The organism is uncultured Acetatifactor sp. (assembly GCF_948601915.1).
In the GTDB taxonomy this organism is placed as follows: Bacteria; Bacillota; Clostridia; order Lachnospirales; family Lachnospiraceae; genus Acetatifactor.
In genome coordinates, this window is the sequence record NZ_CAPDXS010000119.1 from 13,285 (window position 1) to 16,152 (window position 2,868).

At 58.2% G+C, this 2,868-nt stretch carries 3 protein-coding genes; 1 reads left to right on the forward strand and 2 read right to left on the reverse strand.

Features of this window, described 5'->3' with window-relative positions; all coding sequences use genetic code 11:
* Positions 1–3: 3 nt before the first annotated feature.
* Together Q2B33_RS17865 and rsxC are read right to left on the reverse strand one after the other, a co-directional pair.
* Entirely contained in the window at positions 4–945 is a 942-nt protein-coding gene (locus Q2B33_RS17865) for an RnfABCDGE type electron transport complex subunit D (RefSeq protein WP_300567947.1), read from the reverse strand.
* Positions 946–975: 30 nt separating this feature from the next.
* The gene (rsxC, locus tag Q2B33_RS17870; protein ID WP_300567943.1) at positions 976–2,292 is read right to left on the reverse strand and encodes an electron transport complex subunit RsxC; all 1,317 of its coding nucleotides are present in this window, start codon (positions 2,290–2,292) and stop codon (positions 976–978) included.
* 159 nt (positions 2,293–2,451) lie between these two features.
* Between rsxC and Q2B33_RS17875 the strand changes: the two genes are divergently transcribed.
* The coding region (locus Q2B33_RS17875) for a ribonuclease H-like domain-containing protein (RefSeq protein WP_300823391.1) at positions 2,452–2,868 on the forward strand (417 nt) is incomplete at its 3' end.

Sequence of the window (2,868 nt, forward strand, 5' to 3'; positions counted from 1 at the left end):
CTCTTATTTTTCAAGACGTCTCCCTCCTTTCTGGTATCCGAAAGCAGTCGGCCTGGTGCATTTCTCGATCAGCGGCACCAGAAGATTGCCCAGGATGATGGCGTAGGAGACTCCCTCCGCGCCGGGGCCGAAGATACGGAAGATTCCCGTCAGCAGCCCCAGGACGATGCCGTACACATATTGTCCTTTTATCGTAATCGGCCTGGTCACATAGTCCGTGGCCATGAAGAACGCGCCCAGCATCAGGCCGCCGCCGGCCAGCTGCGCCGCCAGGTAGGCGGGATGGAAGCCGTGGCCTCCGAAAATCCCCGCAAAGAGGATGAATGTCACTATGTAGCTGCCGGGGATCCGGATGTCGATGACACCGAACAGGATCAGGATGCACGCCCCCGCCAAAATGGCGATCACCGAGGTCTCGCCGATGGTGCCCGCGGTGCGCCCGATCACCATATCCAGCACGTCCACCGCCTCTCCCGCCTTCAGCGCCGCCAGAGGCGTGGCGCCTGTGTAGCCGTCGCACTGGAAGGCCGTCATGGCAGTGGGGAAGGAGATCAGCAGGAAGCACCTGGCCGCCAGCGCCGGGTTCATGAAGTTCTGTCCCAGGCCGCCGAAGAGCATCTTCACCACCAGGATGGCGAAGACGCCGCCCAGTGCCGCCATCCACAGGGGGATGGTCACCGGGAGGTTCAGGGCCAACAGCAGCCCCGTCACCACCGCCGACAGATCCGTCACCGTCAGTTTCCCTTTATAGAGTCCGAAGAAGTATTCCGTCAGGATCGTGCTGGCGATGGTCACCGCGATCACCGCCAGGGCCCTTGGCCCGAAGTTATAGATTCCAAAGCCTGTGGCGGGCATCAGGGCTATGAGCACCGCCGCCATCAGCCCGTTCGTGGCCACTTTGGAACGAATATGAGGATTAGATGATACTTTGAACAATTCGCTCATGAGTTTTTCTCCTAGGTTTTATGTAGCTGTCTATTTTTTCTTTTTGGCCAGCAGAATCTTGCGCATGGACTTGATCTGCTGGGTCAGAGGCCGCTTGGCCGGGCAGATGAAGCTGCAGCAGCCGCACTCGCAGCACTCCATGCCGTAATTCGCCAGAAACGCCTCCTCGTCGAAGCGCTCCGCGTAATCCGCCAGCCTGCTGGGGATGACCCTGCCCGGGCAGACTTCCACGCAGCGCCCGCAGTTGATGCAGGGCCCCGGCTCCATGGCCGACACCTCATCCTTGGACAGCGCCAGCAGCGCCGTGGAGGTCTTGGTGGTGGGCACATTCAAGTCGAACATGCCGAATCCCATCATGGGGCCGCCGCAGATGATCTTCTCCGGCGTGCTCTTGAAGCCTCCCGCGGCCTCCAGCACCTGGCTGTAGCTGGTGCCTATCTTCACCCGGAAGTTCTGCGGAACCGCCACGGCATCCCCTGTGACGGTGACGATCCTCTCTATCAGGGGCCTCCCCTCCATCACTGCCCTGTACACCGCCACAATGGTATCCACATTGTTCACCACGCAGCCCACGTCCGCCGGGAGCATGGTGGAGTTGATCCGCCTGCCCGTGGTGGCGTAGATCAGCTGCCTCTCGCCGCCCTGGGGGTACTTTGTCTTCAGGGCCTTCACGGAAATCTTCGGGTCGTCCTTTACCAGGCCCCGGAGCAGGGAGACGCAGTCCGGCTTGTTGTCCTCCACCGCCAGGATGCCCGTGGCATTGGGAAACAGCTGCAGGGCGATCCGCAGGCCCCCCACCAGCTTCTCCGGCTCCTCCAGCATCCTGCGGTAGTCCGATGTCAGATAGGGCTCGCACTCCGCGCAGTTCGCGATCACATAGTCGATTTTCTCCGGCTCCTTGGGGGATAGCTTTACATGGGTGGGAAAGCCTGCCCCTCCCATGCCTACGATTCCGGCCTCCTTTATGATGTCCACGATTTCCTCACGGGACAGGCTCTTCGCGTCCTCCCGGGGGCGGAATCCCACATCCTCATACTGGCCGTCATTCTCCACCACGATGCTCATGACCTGGTCCCCTGTGACTACGCGTCTGGCTTCCAGCGTCTTCACCGTGCCGGATACGGATGCGTAGATGGGCGCGGAGACGAATCCGCCGCTCTCGGCAATCTTCTGTCCCATGAGCACCCTGTCCCCTTTCGCCACAATCGGTTTGGCCGGGGCCCCGATATGCTGCGACAGAGGATACACCAGCTCATTCCCCGGCAGGACGTCCGCTATGGGCCTGTCCTTAGAGAGATCCTTTCCATCGTAGGGATGTATGCCTCCCACAAATGTCAACTTCGCCATGTTATCTTAAGTCCTTTCTCAAAATCTTGCTTCTATATTTTTATAGATACTTTAAATATACTATTTTTTTTCGGAAAATACTACTGGAATTTTAAAAAATGTGATATTATATACATGGAAAGATTAGGAACCGTTCAACGGTTCGGGACGGAGGCTGTCATGAGAATATCTGAGGAGACATTGGAGAACTTTACGATAACTTATCCGCTGGACAGGCTCGCGCCCCTGGAGCGCGTGCTTTTTCTCGACATCGAGACCACCGGCTTTACCGCCAAATCCTCCTATCTGTACCTCATCGGCTGCGCCTATTTCCTGGGAGGGAAATGGCACACCATACAGTGGATGGCACAGGCTTATGAACAGGAGGTGGACGTGATCAGGGCTTTCTTTGATTTTGCCAGGCCCTACCGCTATCTGATCCACTTTAACGGCAACAATTTCGACCTGCCCTTCATCACGCAGAAATGCGCCCAGCACGCCCTGCCCTGCAGCTTCGACAGGTTCCAGGGAATCGACATCTACCGCCGGGTGGTGCCCTACAAATACTTCCTCCGGCTCCCCAACTGCAAGCAGAAG

Bases quoted from the DNA above. Each gene is read 5' to 3' on its own strand.
- Q2B33_RS17865 (WP_300567947.1), bottom strand. From the start codon at position 945: ATGAGCGAATTGTTCAAAGTATCATCTAATCCTCATATTCGTTCCAAA.
- rsxC (WP_300567943.1), bottom strand. From the start codon at position 2,292: ATGGCGAAGTTGACATTTGTGGGAGGCATACATCCCTACGATGGAAAG.